This window comes from Actinokineospora inagensis DSM 44258 (assembly GCF_000482865.1).
Taxonomy (GTDB): domain Bacteria; phylum Actinomycetota; class Actinomycetes; order Mycobacteriales; family Pseudonocardiaceae; genus Actinokineospora; species Actinokineospora inagensis.
On sequence record NZ_AXWW01000027.1, the window covers coordinates 67,763 to 79,916 of the forward strand.

Annotated in this window: 12 protein-coding genes; 7 read left to right on the forward strand and 5 right to left on the reverse strand. The window is 71.7% G+C overall.

Features of this window, described 5'->3' with window-relative positions; translation table 11 throughout:
- Positions 1–8 precede the first annotated feature (8 nt).
- Positions 9–938 carry an alpha/beta fold hydrolase gene (locus tag H504_RS0111655; RefSeq protein WP_026422903.1) on the forward strand — a complete coding sequence of 310 codons (930 nt, stop codon included), beginning with the start codon at positions 9–11 and terminating at the stop codon, positions 936–938.
- Here H504_RS0111655 and H504_RS0111660 read toward each other — a convergent pair.
- From H504_RS0111660 to nth, 4 genes are read right to left on the reverse strand one after another with little or no spacing between them, the layout of a single operon-like run.
- Complete coding sequence (locus tag H504_RS0111660; protein ID WP_026422904.1) at positions 935–2,119, reverse strand: MarP family serine protease; 1,185 nt, start codon at positions 2,117–2,119, stop codon at positions 935–937. The two genes, H504_RS0111655 and H504_RS0111660, sit on opposite strands and share 4 nt — an antisense overlap.
- A complete protein-coding gene (locus H504_RS0111665; protein ID WP_026422905.1) occupies positions 2,116–2,805 on the reverse strand; it encodes an NUDIX hydrolase in 690 nt (229 codons plus the stop codon). Before H504_RS0111665 ends, H504_RS0111660 begins: the two co-directional genes overlap by 4 nt.
- Entirely contained in the window at positions 2,802–3,398 is a 597-nt protein-coding gene (locus H504_RS0111670) for a TlpA disulfide reductase family protein (RefSeq protein WP_026422906.1), read from the reverse strand. Before H504_RS0111670 ends, H504_RS0111665 begins: the two co-directional genes overlap by 4 nt.
- A complete protein-coding gene (gene nth / locus H504_RS0111675; RefSeq protein WP_035304058.1) occupies positions 3,395–4,111 on the reverse strand; it encodes an endonuclease III in 717 nt (238 codons plus the stop codon). Before nth ends, H504_RS0111670 begins: the two co-directional genes overlap by 4 nt.
- Positions 4,112–4,319: 208 nt before the next feature.
- Here nth and H504_RS0111680 point away from each other — a divergent pair, with 208 nt between their 5' ends.
- The 5 genes from H504_RS0111680 (at position 4,320) to H504_RS0111700 (ending at position 9,130) form a co-directional block, all read left to right on the forward strand.
- Positions 4,320–4,568: a hypothetical protein gene (locus H504_RS0111680; protein ID WP_026422908.1), complete on the forward strand. Its 249-nt coding sequence runs from the start codon at positions 4,320–4,322 to the stop codon at positions 4,566–4,568.
- Between the two features lie 211 nt (positions 4,569–4,779).
- On the forward strand, positions 4,780–5,454 hold the full coding sequence (locus tag H504_RS0111685) for a Crp/Fnr family transcriptional regulator (protein WP_018683904.1): 675 nt from the start codon (positions 4,780–4,782) through the stop codon (positions 5,452–5,454).
- A gap of 400 nt (positions 5,455–5,854) precedes the next feature.
- On the forward strand, positions 5,855–7,084 hold the full coding sequence (locus H504_RS34620; RefSeq protein WP_035304061.1) for an MFS transporter: 1,230 nt from the start codon (positions 5,855–5,857) through the stop codon (positions 7,082–7,084).
- 30 nt (positions 7,085–7,114) lie between these two features.
- Positions 7,115–8,203, forward strand: coding sequence for a DNA polymerase III subunit beta (dnaN, locus tag H504_RS0111695; protein ID WP_026422909.1), 1,089 nt, complete (start codon positions 7,115–7,117; stop codon positions 8,201–8,203).
- Between the two features lie 42 nt (positions 8,204–8,245).
- Complete coding sequence (locus tag H504_RS0111700; RefSeq protein ID WP_026422910.1) at positions 8,246–9,130, forward strand: Gfo/Idh/MocA family protein; 885 nt, start codon at positions 8,246–8,248, stop codon at positions 9,128–9,130.
- Positions 9,131–9,163: 33 nt separating this feature from the next.
- Here the strand turns inward: H504_RS0111700 and leuA are convergent, their stop codons facing one another.
- Positions 9,164–10,954 carry a 2-isopropylmalate synthase gene (gene leuA / locus H504_RS0111705; protein WP_026422911.1) on the reverse strand — a complete coding sequence of 597 codons (1,791 nt, stop codon included), beginning with the start codon at positions 10,952–10,954 and terminating at the stop codon, positions 9,164–9,166.
- Between the two features lie 839 nt (positions 10,955–11,793).
- Between leuA and H504_RS0111710 the strand changes: the two genes are divergently transcribed.
- Complete coding sequence (locus H504_RS0111710; RefSeq protein ID WP_051385749.1) at positions 11,794–12,090, forward strand: hypothetical protein; 297 nt, start codon at positions 11,794–11,796, stop codon at positions 12,088–12,090.
- Positions 12,091–12,154 lie beyond the last annotated feature (64 nt).

The following is a 12,154-nucleotide window of genomic DNA, read 5'->3' on the forward strand; positions in this document are numbered from 1 at the left end:
GCGAGCAGGTGGCCGCCCGACCGGACCCGTCGAGTGTCCGCATCGATGGCCCGTGGGCGCACCGTGACGTCCACGCCAACGGCATCCGCCTGCACGCGGTGGAGACCGGCGAGGGGCCGCTCGTGCTGCTGCTGCACGGGTTCGCCGGGTTCTGGTGGTCGTGGCGGCACCAGTTGACCGCGTTGGGCGACGCGGGTTTCCGGGCGGTCGCGGTCGACCTGCGCGGCTACGGCGACTCGGACAAACCCCCGCGCGGTTACGACGCGTGGACACTGGCCGGTGACATCGCCGGTCTCGTCAAGTCGCTCGGAGAGCCGAAGGCACACCTTGTCGGTCACGACTGGGGCGGCCTACTCGCGTGGACGGTCGCCGCGTTGCACCCGCGCGTAGTGCAGTCCGTGGCGACTGTGGGCGCACCTCACCCCCTCGCCTTAAGAGGACAGATTCGGCGCACAGCGTTGCGCAGGAAACCACGAAACCAGGCGCGCGCACTCGGGCACCTCTTCACGGCCCAGTTGCCGATGTGGCCGGAACGCCGCCTCACCCGTGACGGTGCCGCGCTCGTCGAGACCAGGCTCCGGTCTTGGTCGGGCCAGTACTGGTCCGAACTCCCCGAAGCCGCACGGCGCTACAGGGACGCGATGCTCGTTCCCGGTGTCGCGCACAGCTCACTGGAGTACTACCGGTGGGGGTTCCGCTCGCAGGCGCGCAGTGAGGGCCGCCGGTTCACCGAGGCCCTCGGCCGCCGGATCGAGGTCCCGGTCCTGCAACTCTATGGGGAAGACGACCCCTGCGTGCTTTCCCGCACCCGCACCGCGTCCACCCCATGGCTCGACGGCCCCACCGAGGTGCACGAACTCCCCCGTGTGGGGCACTTCCCGCACGAAGAGTCCCCCGCAGCCGCGAACTCCCTGCTTACGGCGTTCATCAAGGGCTAGCTGGAACAGCGGCCGGTGCCAACGGGCTCGGTCAGTGACGGTGCCCGACCGACCGCGTCGCGCACCTGGGCCGCCGTCAACGCGAAACCGGTCTCGGAGTTGTCGACCGCGGCGCCGAAGACCACGCCGATCACCTCGCCAGACGGGTTGATCAACGGGCCGCCGGAGTTGCCGCTGAGCACCTTCGCGCGGAGCGTGAAGACGTCCCGGTTGACGGTGTTGGCGTCGTAGATGTCCGGTCCGCGCAGCGGGATGCGGTCCCGGACGCGGGCGGGCGCCGACGTGTACGGACCGTCCAGCGGGTAGCCGAGCACGATGCCGTCCTGGCCGCTGGCGGCGTCACCCGGGGCGAACGGCAGCGGGTCCATCCGCAGCGCGGGCACGTCCAAGACCGCGATGTCGACCTCGGGGTCGTAGAGCACGACGCTGGCCCGCAGGCTCCGATCGCCGGACTCGACGCTCACCTCGTCGGTCCCGGCCACCACGTGCGCGTTGGTCATCACCCGCTGCGGGGCGACCACGAAGCCGCTGCCCTCCAGCGCCCGTTCACAGGACGGCGCCTTGGCGTTGATCTTCAACACGCTCGGCCGCACCCGCTGCACCACCGCGCTGGCCTGCAGCGCCGGGTCCGGCGGGTCGACCTCCTTGTTCGGCGTGCGGTTGAACGGGTCGACCGCCGACGGGAACCCGGAGACGTCCAGCAGTTGCCGCAGCTCGTTGGGCAGACCCCGCGCGGCCTGCGGCATCACGTCGTTGACGCCGCCGAGCACGGCCGAGTTGTTGATCGCCGAGGCGAGGCTGGGCAGCCCGCCGACCGTGGTCAGCGGCAACGCGATCAGCCAGGCCACCACGAACACGACCGCGCCCTGCACGATCGCGCCGAGCGCGCTGTCCACCCCGGCCAGCTTCGGCGACGAGATCTTCTGCCGGATGGTCCGCCCGATCCACACCCCGAACGTCTCGCCCAGGGCCACCAGCAGCACGAACACCGCGACCGCGAACGCCACTCTGGTCGGTGTCGAGTCGATGTGCTCGACCACGAGCGGGGCCACCTTGATCCCGGCGACCGCGCCGATCAGCACCCCGATGAACGCGGGCAGCGCGGTCACCACACCCTGCCGCGCCCCGGACACCGCGGCCAGCACGGCGAGCGCGACCACCAGCACGTCGACCCAGTTCACCGGCCGACCCCCAGACCGACCGCGCGCCACGCGGCGTCCAGGTCGCGCACGTCCGCGGTGTCCCACGGCCGTTCCCAGCCGCCGACGGACAGCAGCATGGTGAGCAGGCCCGCCGTGAACCCCCAGACCAGCATGCCCGGCGCGGCGAACGCGGGACCGACGTAGCCGCCCGTGTGCCGGACCCGGAACCGGTTCGCCGGGTCGGCCAGGTGCGCGATCGGAATCCGGGCCACGGCCTGCGTCTCGGCGGGGTCGACCGCACGGACCGGGCTCGGCCGGACCCAGTACGCGAGGACGGGCGTCACGTTGAACCCGGACACCGGCACGTGCAGTTGCGGCAGCAGCGCGACCGGCAGCACCCCGGCCGGGTCGAGGCCGGTCTCCTCCTCGGCCTCGCGCAGCGCGGTCGCGACCGCGTCGTCGTCGTTCGGCTCGGTTCCGCCGCCGGGGAAGGCGACCTGGCCGGAGTGGTTGCCGCCGGTGTCGGCGCGCAACTGGAACAGCAGGTCGGGGCCGTGGTCGGCGGTCTCCCCGAGCAGCATCAGCACCGCGGCGTCGCGCGAACCCGGTCCGGGCGCGGCGAACCGGCGCCACAGCGACAGGTCCAGGTCTGCGGTCGCGGCGACCACCGGGCGCAACCACCCTGGCAGGTCCCGCGGGTCCACCAGCGGTCCGTGTGCGCTCATCGGCCCCCTCCGGCGTACTGCGTGACGGTCGCGCGCACGGCGTCGACCGACTCGAACACCCGCGGGCTGGTGATCATGCGCGCCGTGCCGTCGGCGGCGACCAGGTACGACGCGGGCAACCCGTCAGGTACCCGCAAAGCGCGCTGGAGTTGCCCGTTCCGGTCCAGGAAGTTCGGGAAGTGCACGCCGAGCTTGGCCAACAGGTCCAGCGAGTCCCTGTCCGGGCTCTGCACCGCGACCCCCACCACCTCGACCGCGCCCGCGCTGGCCGCGTACTCGGCCAGCACCGGCAGTTCGTCCCGACAGGGGGAACACCAGGTCGCCCACACGTTCACCAGGACGGGTCGACCCCCGAAGACGTTGCCGGCGTCGACCTGTGAACCGTCGGCAAGGCACTCGGCGCGCGCGCCGCGCAGGGCGGCGGACCCCGACCCGGTCGGGCAGGTGCGTAAAGCCGCGGCCGCGCGTGGGGCCACGAGATCGGGTGCGGGCGGTGCCGCCGGAGCCGGATCGGACCCGCGCGGCCACACCGCGACGACCACGGCGACCACCAAGACCACCGCGGCCAATATCCACTTCACTGCCGCGTTCACCCGGTCGGCTTCCCCGGCCGGTAGCCCTCACGGGTGCGTTCGGCGAGCGCGATCAGGTGCGGCCCCTCCTCGCCCTTGACGAGTTTGGCGGCTTGGTCCGGGTCGGTCGGCCCGGCACCGAAGGACGGGCAGTCGCGGTAGAGCAGGCAGGCGCCGCAGGCGGGCTTACGGGCGTGGCAGACCCGGCGCCCGTGGAAGATCACCCAGTGCGACAGCATCGTCCAGTCCTTGCGCGGGACCAGGGCGCCGACCGCGTGCTCCACCTTCACCGGGTCCTCTTCGGCCGTCCACTCCCAACGCCGGACGAGCCTGCCGAAATGCGTGTCGACGGTGATGCCGGGCACCCCGAAAGCGTTGCCCAGGATCACGTTCGCCGTCTTGCGGCCGATGCCGGGCAGCTTCACCAGCTCGTCGAGCGTCGCGGGGATCTCGCCACCGTGCTTCTCCACCAGGGCCGCGCCGAGGCCGATCAGCGAGTTCGCCTTGTTCCGGTAGAACCCGGTCGGCCGGATGAACTCCTCCAGCTCGGTCCGGTCGGCGCCCGCGTAGTCGGCGGCCGTGCGGTACTTGGCGAACAGGGCGGGCGTGGTGAGGTTCACCCGCACGTCGGTGCACTGCGCGGACAGGATCGTCGCCACCGACAGCTCCAGCGGGGTGGTGAAGTCCAGCTCGCAGTGCGCGTCCGGGTACCCCTCGGCCAGGGCCCTGGTCATCCGCCGCACCCGGCGGGTCAGGCCGAGGTCGCGTCCGGTTTCCCCGGCTGCTGGCTGGGGCTGGTGTCGGGTGGTCGGCGGCACCTCGCTAGCGTACGGGCCGTCGGACAACCCGAGTTGTGCCCCAGACGTCTACCAGACCGATACCGACGACCGGACCGAGGCGGGCCGGGCGTCGACTAGGCCACGGAGCGAGGATCGACGACACATGGCTGTCTGGTTCGTGTTCGCGGTACCCCTGGTGATCATGTTCTTCGCGCTGTTCATGGAGCGCGTCGAAGCCCGGCTGCGGCACGTCGCCGTGCAGGAGACCGACGTCGAGGAGTTCCTCGAGTCGGCCCGGCCGGACGAGGTGCGGGCGCTCTACGGGCACGGCATCGGCCGCGCCCTGGAGCTGTTCCGGTTGCGCAGGTTGGGCGGGCGGGCCGCCAAGCGCGGTCGCCGGGGTCAGCCCTAGGCGCTAAGGTCATGCGGCTGGGTGCGGCGCACCCGGTGCGTTCGTGGGCGGAGGCGTTCACGAACGACCAGCGTTCACCGGCCCATGTCCCGGGGTCGTCCGACACGGTGGTGACGCGCGGGCGGGAGACCGGCCGCGCACGCCCTACACTGTGTGTCGTGATCGGCGTCGCGGACGTGCGCTGACGTCGGGTGGAAACAGGAGGACCGAGGTGGATGAGACCCTGGCCCGTGCGGGCATCTTCCAAGGGGTCGAGCCGGCCGCGGCCGAAGCGCTCGCGCAGACGCTGGAGGCCGTGGAGTTCCCGCGAGGGCACGTGATCTTCGCCGAGGGCGAGCCCGGGGACCGGCTGTACATCATCCAGTCCGGGAAGGTGAAGCTCGGCCGCAAGTCCCCGGACGGCCGGGAGAACCTGCTGGGCATCTTCGGCCCGTCCGACATGTTCGGCGAGCTGTCGATCTTCGACCCGGGCCCGCGGACGTCCACCGCGACCACGGTCACCGAGGTGCGCGCGGTCACCATGGACCGGCCCGCGCTGCGGCAGTGGATCGCGACCCGCCCGGAGATCGCCGAGCAGTTGCTGCGGGTCATCGCCCGCCGGTTGCGGCGGACCAACGGCATGCTGGCCGACCTGATCTTCACCGACGTGCCCGGCCGGGTGGCCAAGGCGCTGCTGCAGTTGGCCCAGCGGTTCGGCAGCCAGGAGGCCGGGCTGCTGCGGGTCACCCACGACCTGACCCAGGAGGAGATCGCCCAGTACGTCGGCGCCTCCCGGGAGACCGTGAACAAGGCGCTGGCCGACTTCGCGCACCGCGGCTGGCTGCGGCTGGAGGGCAAGAGCGTGCTGATCCTCGACCCGGAGCGGCTCGCGCGACGCGCCAGGTAGTCCCATCTTGACGTGGTGAAGGGCCGGTCCAACCCGTGGACCGGCCCTTCACCAGTTGTGCCGGGAGATCGGACGCCGCCCCCGACGCGGCGTGCCGACCTCCCGACCACAGTCGCGGCAACCATCCCCCGACGGTTGCCGCTTCCCCGCCCTCCGAACCGGGCCCCGACCCGTCGCCGGAGGGAACTCGGGTGGCGAACCACCAGCCCTTGCGGGCTTTCACCGCCAAGGACTCACCGGACCGGGGTCTCGTTGCCCGGTGGCGCGGCACATCCCGGAGTCTGTTACTCAACCGAGACCTACCACCTGGTTAGTACCCCTCGGCGTGGTGGCGGAAACCACCAGGACGCACCCGAAATATACTGGTACGCCCGTACCGGAAACCGGCATACTGGTACGCATGTCCCACTCCGCCGGTCTCGCCGACTACCGCGCCGCCCTCAGCACGCCCGGCGCGCGCGGCCCCGCCCTCGCCTCCCTGCTGGGCAGGCTGCCGGTCGCCATGGTGGGCATCTCGATGCTGCTCTACCTCCGGCAGACCACCGGGTCCTACGCCACCGCGAGCATGGTCTCGGCGGCCACCCTGATCGGCCTGGCCATCGGCTCGGTCGCGCAGGGCCGGATCATGGACCGGATCGGGCCCGCGCACCCGCTGCTGATCACCACCGCCCTGTTCGCGGTGTTCGTCGCGGGCACCTTCGCGGCCACCGAGTCCGGCGCGCCCACCCCGGTGCTGGTCGTGCTCGGCGTGTGCGTCGGCACCACCGAACCGGTGATCGCGTCGGCGTCCCGGGCGCTGTGGACCAGGGTCACCCCGGTCGGCCCGGTCCGCGACGCCGCGCTGACCTACGAGGCGATCAGCATGGAGGTCTTCTTCATCCTCGGCCCGGCGATCTCCGGGCTGCTCATCGCCGCCCCGTGGCCGGGCACCGGGCTGGCCATCGCCGCCGCCGCCATGGTCACCGGCGGCGTGTGGTTCGCGTTGACCCCGGTCATCCGCGACCACCGCCCCGAACCGGGTGGCCACAGCGGTCACCTGCTCGGCCCGCTCGCCGCCCCCGGCATGCGCACCCTCGCGCTGGCCGCGATGGGCTTCGGCGTGGTCATCGGCTTCGTCGAGGTCGCCGTACCCGCCGCCGCCACGGCCGCGGGCAACACCCCGGCGGGCGGCCTGCTGATGGGGCTGCTGTCGATCAGTTCCGTGCTGTTCGGCGTGCTCTACGGCCTGCGCCCGTGGCCGCGGGCGATCAACCTGCGGCTCTCGGCGCTGCTCGGCGCGTTCGCGGTGCTGGTGGCGATCCTGGCCATCCCGACCAACCTGGTCTGGCTGGCGCTGGCGCTGCTGGTGGTCGGCACCATGGTCACCCCGCAGGCGACCACGCACTCCGCCGCCATCGAACTGGTCGCCCCGCCGAACACGGCGACCGAGGCGTTCGGCTGGGTGATCACCGCGGTGACCCTCGGGCTGGCGCTGGGACAACTGGTCAGCGGCCAACTGGTGGAGCACGTCGGGATCTGGTCGTCGTACCTGGCGGCGACGGCGATCGGGATGTGCTTCGCCCTCGCGGTGTACGCCCGCAGGCACACGGTCGAGCACGAGCCCACCAGGCTGGTGTCCGTGGCGGCCTGAATTGTCGGTCCCCACGGCTAGCTTGGCCGCATGGACCTGACCGCAGCAACCGGCCCGCTCGCCGCTGCCGCCGCCGACCTGGTGCGGCTGGTACCCGGGCGGCTCATCGATCCCGTGCTCAGCGGGGTGCTGCTGACCGCCGACGCCTCAGGGGTCACGCTGGCCGCCGGCGACCGGGAGCGGACCGCCACGGTGCGCGCGACGGCGCTCGTGCACACCGAGGGGACCGTGCTGGTGCCCGCACGCCCCCTGGCCGACACCTTGCGCGCACTGGGTGATCCCGAGGTTCGGCTGGTCGTCGAGGGCAACCGGTTGGCCGTCCGCGCGCCGGGCGCCCGGTTCGCGTTACCGCTGCTCGACCACACCCTGCACCCGGGCGCGGGCTCGGTGTCCGGGGTCGGTGGCACGGTGTCCGGCTCGGCGCTGGCCACCGCCCTGGCGACGGTCGCCGCCACCGCGTCCCGGGACGAGGCTTTACCGGTGTTCACCGGGGTCCGCGTCCGGTCCGAGTCCGGTCGACTGGTGTTGCGCGCCACGGACCGCTACCGGATGGCGATCGCGTCGCTGCCGTGGGCGGAGGACGAGCCGTTGGACGTGATGGTCCCGGCCGCGTTGCTGCTGGAGGTCGGCCGTCAGGTGGACGGGCCGGTTCGGCTGCACGCGGATGCCAACGGGTTCGGCGTGAGCTGGGCCGGGGTGGCGGTCACCACGGCCGTGCTGGACGGCAGCTACCTGTCCGAAACCAAGCTCGCGTTGTCCGATGTGGACACCCAGGTGCGGGTCGACGCGGATGCCTTGGCCGCCGCCGCGAAGCGGGTCGCGCTCTACAGCGACGCCCGCGGCGTGGTGCGGGTCGAGGTCGGCGACGCGGAGGTCCGGCTGCGGGCCACCGACCAGAACGCCGGTGAGGCCGAGGAGGCGGTGAAGGCCACGACGGTGGGGCGGACCAGCCCGTCGTACCAGGCGCGGTACCTGGCCGACGCGCTGCGCCCGTTCGCCGGGCAGGAGGTCGACCTGGCCATCCAGCCGGGCATGCGGGCGACCGTCGTCACGGCGGTGGAACCGGGGGAGGTGGAACTGCGGTACATCCTGATGCCGATGCTGCCACCGAGGGCCTAGGCCGGGGTGGGCCCGGGGTCCGGGGTGGCCCAGGATGGGCGCATGAGCGCAGACGTGGTGCGGGTCGGGTTGGTCGGGGCGGGACCGTGGGCGGCGAACGTGCACGCGCCCGGGTTGGCCGGGTTCGCGGGGACCGAGCTGACCGCGGTGTGGGCACGGCGGCCGGAGGCGGCGGCCGAGTTCGGCGCTCCCGTCGCAAGCAGCTTCGACGAACTCCTGGAGCGGGTGGACGCGGTGGCGTTCGCGGTGCCGCCGTCGATCCAGGCCGAGTTGGCGATCCGGGCCGCCGAGGCGGGCAAGCACGTCATCCTGGAGAAGCCGGTCGCGGCGACCGGGGACGAGGCGCACCGGGTGGCCGGCGCGATCCGGCAGGCCGGGGTGGCCTCGGTCGTGGTGTTCATCCGCCGGTTCGCGCCGGAGGTAGTCCGGTGGCTGGCGGACGTGCACGCGCGGGACGGCTGGGCGGGTGGTTCGGCCCGGTGGCTCTCGGGCGCGTTGCTCGGCGGCGCGTACTCGAAGTCGCGGTGGCGGCACGACGGTGGTGCACTGGCCGACATCGGTCCGCACGTGGTGGACCTGCTCGACGCGGCGCTGGGCACGGTCACCGAGGTGTTGGCCGCCCACCGGGGCGAGCCGGACGTCTGGCAGGTGCTGCTGCGGCACGAGGGCGGCCAGACAAGTTCGCTGACGCTGTCCATGGCGTTGCCGACCCGCCCGACCGTCACCGACATCGCGGTGTACGGGGTGAACGACCTGGCGTACCTCGGGGTCGAGGGCCGGGCGACACCAGCCCAGGACGCGTATGCCGTGCTGCTCGGGGAGTTCACCGACATGGTCCACTCTGGACAGACCGAGCACCGGGTCGACGTCCACCGCGGCGTGCACGTCCAGCGCGTCCTGGACGACGTGCTCAGGAAGCTCGGCTGAGCCGGGCACCCGAGGGCGCCCGGCCGACGCCGACTACCGCAGCGCCCGGTTCACCGCCGAGACCACGGCGCGCAGGGACGCGGTGACGATCGAGCTGTCCACCGCCACCCCCCACAGGACCTTCTCGCCGACCGCCGTCTCCACGTAGGCGGCGGCGCGGGCGTCGTCACCGGAGGTGAGGGCGTGCTCGGAGTAGTCCAGGACCCGGACGTCGTAGCCGACCGAGGCGAGCGCGTCGACGAAGGCGGCGATCGGACCGTTGCCGACCCCGTTGACCTCGTGTTCGTCCCCCTCGACCTCGACCACCGCGGAGATCTCGTCGCGGCCCGCGCCGTCGTCGGACAGCCGGTGCCTGCGCAGCCGCAGCGGCGTGACCCGGTCCAGGTACTCGTTGGCGAAGACGTCCCACATCTCCTTCGGCGTGACCTCGCCGCCCTCGCTGTCGGTCACCGCCTGCACGACCTGGGAGAACTCGATCTGCAGCCTGCGCGGCAGCTTGAGCTGGTGCTCGGTCTTCATCACGTAGGCCACCCCGCCCTTGCCGGACTGGGAGTTGACCCGGATGACGGCCTCGTAGGAGCGGCCGACGTCCTTGGGGTCGATGGGCAGGTACGGCACCTCCCACGGGTGCTCCTCGACCGGCACCCCGGCGGCCTGCGCCTGCTCGGCGAGCGCGTCCAGGCCCTTGTTGATGGCGTCCTGGTGGCTGCCGGAGAACGCGGTGAACACCAGGTCACCGCCCCACGGGTGCCGCTCGGCGACCGGGAGCTGGTTGCAGTACTCGACGGTGCGGCGGATCTCGTCGATGTCGGAGAAGTCGACCTGCGGGTCGATGCCCTGGCTGAACAGGTTCATGCCCAGGGTGACCAGGTCGACGTTGCCGGTGCGCTCGCCGTTGCCGAACAGGCAGCCCTCGATCCGGTCGGCGCCCGCCAGGTAGCCCAGCTCGGCGGCGGCGACCCCGGTGCCGCGGTCGTTGTGCGGGTGCAGGCTGAGGATCAGCGACTCGCGGTTGGGCAGGTTGCGGTGCATCCACTCGATCGAGTCGGCGTAGACGTTCGGGGTGGCCATCTCGACGGTCGCGGGCAGGTTCACCACCATCGGCCGGTCCGGGGTCGGCTGCCAGATCTCGCCGACCGCGGCGCACACCTCGACGGCGTACTCCAGTTCGGTGCCGGTGTAGGACTCGGGCGAGTACTCGAACCGGAAGTCGGTGTCGGCGTACTTCTCGGCGAAGGCCAGCACGGTCTCCGCGCCGTCGGTGGCGATCTTCTTGATGCCCGCGCGGTCCTGCCGGAACACCACCCGCCGCTGCAGGATCGACGTCGAGTTGTACAGGTGGACGATCGCGCTGTGCACGCCCTCCAGCGCCTCGTAGGTGCGCTCGATCAGCTCGGGGCGGGCCTGGGTGAGCACCTGGATCCGCACGTCCCCGGGTACCGCGCCCTCGGTGATGATCTCGCGGACGAAGTCGAAGTCGGTCTGGCTGGCGGCCGGGAACCCGACCTCGATCTCCTTGTAGCCCATCCGCACCAGCAGCTCGAACATCCGCCGCTTGCGGGCCGGTGACATCGGGTCGATCAGCGCCTGGTTGCCGTCACGCAGGTCGACCGCGCACCACAGCGGCGCCTTCGTGATCCGCTTACCCGGCCAGGTGCGGTCGGCCAGCTCGATCGGTGCGATCAGCTCGTGGAACGGACGGTACCGGTGCACCGGCAGCGCGCTCCCGCGCTGCGGGTTCCACGCAGGCTGGTCGGCCGGGGCGGGTCGGGTCGGGGTACGCAGCCTGCTCGGCCCGGTCGATATGGCGTCAGGGGTGGTCATCGCTCAGTGTTCTCCGGTCTCGGTATCACACGACGACCGGCGGCAACACCGAACTCCGCGACGGGGAGCCGGTCTGGTCAGACCCCGTCGCGGCGGAGAAGCAGGAGGAACGAGCACGCCACGTGGTCAGCCTAACCACAACCCGGCACCCATGTGGAACCCGCCGTCCACATCGTGGGCACCACCCTTTCCGCCCGCCCCGGCCCCACCGCAACCACCCCACCGCCAGCCCACCACCCCCGCACAGCCCAGCCCCCACCCTCCCGGGGGGCGTCCCCGAAGCCAGTCTACCGACCTGACGAGCTGAAACAAGAAGCCCGACAAAGCTGGGGACCACCAACGAGGTTGTGGATAACTCAGGCCAACAGCGCAGGTCAGGATGCCGACCGCGCGGCTCCAACACGCCGTTTGACGTACAGGCTTGTTCTACGAATCGCCGACCGCCACACGAACGCCCGGCACATCGAGCCCCCCCCCGACCTCACCTACACCGAGACCCACTCCCGAATGCACACCATTACCCAAGCCCCATCAACCACAGCCCGCGACACCACCAAGCCACCACGCCTACCCCACCCAGAGCCCCACCCCAACCAACACAAACCGCCCACCGCCAACCCCGCACCCCGCGCAGCCCTGCCCCCACCCTCCCGGGGGGCGTCCCCGAAGCCAGTCTACCGACCTGACGAGCTGGAACAAGAAGCCCAACAAAGCTGGGGACCACCAACGAGGTTGTGGACAACTCGGGCCACCAGCGCCGGTCGCGTGCAGGCGACACGGGATGGTGTTGGGCCGTTCGGAGTAGTTATGGTTGTCCTGGTCAGGGGCACTTTCCAGGCATGGTTACTCGTAGATGGCACGGCACCAGCACCCGCGGGTCCGCTGCCCGGATCATCACCGGTATCGGTGCGCTTTTCGCGATCATCGAGGTTGTCTACATCCTGCTCATCGTCCTCGGCGCGAACGCCACCAACGCGCTCTACCAGTTCATCCGGTCCCTGGCCGAGCCGCTCGCCCTGTTCTTCCCCGGTTTGTTCCCCATCGCCAACCCGACGCTGGCTGTCGTGGTCAACTATGGCCTGGCAGCGGTGTTCTGGCTCGTCGTTGCCGGGTTCATCGCCCGGCTGGTCCGCTGACCGACGCGTCCGACCAGGACACCCGGCGGCCGCTCGCGCACACCCGCGAGAAGGTCGTCGGGGT

Bases quoted from the DNA above. Each gene is read 5' to 3' on its own strand.
- H504_RS0111665 (WP_026422905.1), bottom strand. From the start codon at position 2,805: ATGAGCGCACACGGACCGCTGGTGGACCCGCGGGACCTGCCAGGGTGG.
- nth (WP_035304058.1), bottom strand. From the start codon at position 4,111: ATGACCAGGGCCCTGGCCGAGGGGTACCCGGACGCGCACTGCGAGCTG.
- H504_RS0111680 (WP_026422908.1), top strand. From the start codon at position 4,320: ATGGCTGTCTGGTTCGTGTTCGCGGTACCCCTGGTGATCATGTTCTTC.
- H504_RS34620 (WP_035304061.1), top strand. From the start codon at position 5,855: ATGTCCCACTCCGCCGGTCTCGCCGACTACCGCGCCGCCCTCAGCACG.
- dnaN (WP_026422909.1), top strand. From the start codon at position 7,115: ATGGACCTGACCGCAGCAACCGGCCCGCTCGCCGCTGCCGCCGCCGAC.
- H504_RS0111700 (WP_026422910.1), top strand. From the start codon at position 8,246: ATGAGCGCAGACGTGGTGCGGGTCGGGTTGGTCGGGGCGGGACCGTGG.
- leuA (WP_026422911.1), bottom strand. From the start codon at position 10,954: ATGACCACCCCTGACGCCATATCGACCGGGCCGAGCAGGCTGCGTACC.
- H504_RS0111710 (WP_051385749.1), top strand. From the start codon at position 11,794: ATGGTTACTCGTAGATGGCACGGCACCAGCACCCGCGGGTCCGCTGCC.